Annotated in this window: 1 protein-coding gene; it reads left to right on the forward strand. The window is 68.1% G+C overall.

What is annotated here, in order from left to right; translation table 11 throughout:
- Positions 1-805, forward strand: an 805-nt coding sequence (locus ACT89H_RS29400) for a condensation domain-containing protein (protein ID WP_445111923.1), incomplete at both ends; no start/stop codon positions are given.

Consider the following 805-nt stretch of genomic DNA (forward strand, 5'->3'; position numbering starts at 1 on the left):
GCGACGGTGGGGTTCGAGGTCGATGCCGAGGTGCATGCGGGGTTGAGCCGGGTGGCGCATGCGCACAATGCGACGGTGTTCATGGTGGTGCATGCGGCGTTGGCGGTGTTGTTGGCGCGGTTGTCGGGGAGCCGGGATATCGCGGTGGGTACGCCGGTGGCGGGGCGGGGGGAGGCCGAGCTCGATGATCTGATCGGGATGTTCGTCAACACGTTGGTGTTGCGGACGGAGGTGGATCCGGGTGCGCGGTTCGGTGAGTTGCTGGCGGGGGTGCGGGGGGTGGATGTGGCGGCGTTCGGGCATGCGGATGTGCCGTTCGAGCGGTTGGTGGAGGTGCTGGATCCGCCGCGGTCGGCGGCGCGGCATCCGTTGTTCCAGGTGATGTTGACCTTCCAGAATCTGGTGGTGCCGGAGTTGGCGTTGCCGGGGTTGTCGGTGTCGGGGCTGGATCTGGCGGTGGGGGTGGCGAAGTTCGATCTGCAGGTGACGGTGGCGGAGAACAGTGATCGCCACGGTGGGGCGGGGGGGTTGTCGGTGGCGTTCACTTATGCCACGGATTTGTTCGATGCCGCGACGGTGCGGGATTTCGCCGACCGGTTCACCCGGATCCTGGCCGCGGTCGCGGCGGATGCGTCGGTGGTGGTGGGGGATATCGATGTGCTGGCCGCGGGGGAGCGGGAGTTGGTGTTGCACGAGTGGTCGAGTCCCGGGGCGGTGGTGCCGGAGGTGACGTTGGTCGATGTGATCACCACCCAGGCCCGTAATCGTCCGGACGCGGTCGCGGTCCGCTGCGGTGCGGCCAGCG

Source organism: Nocardia aegles (genome assembly GCF_052545135.1).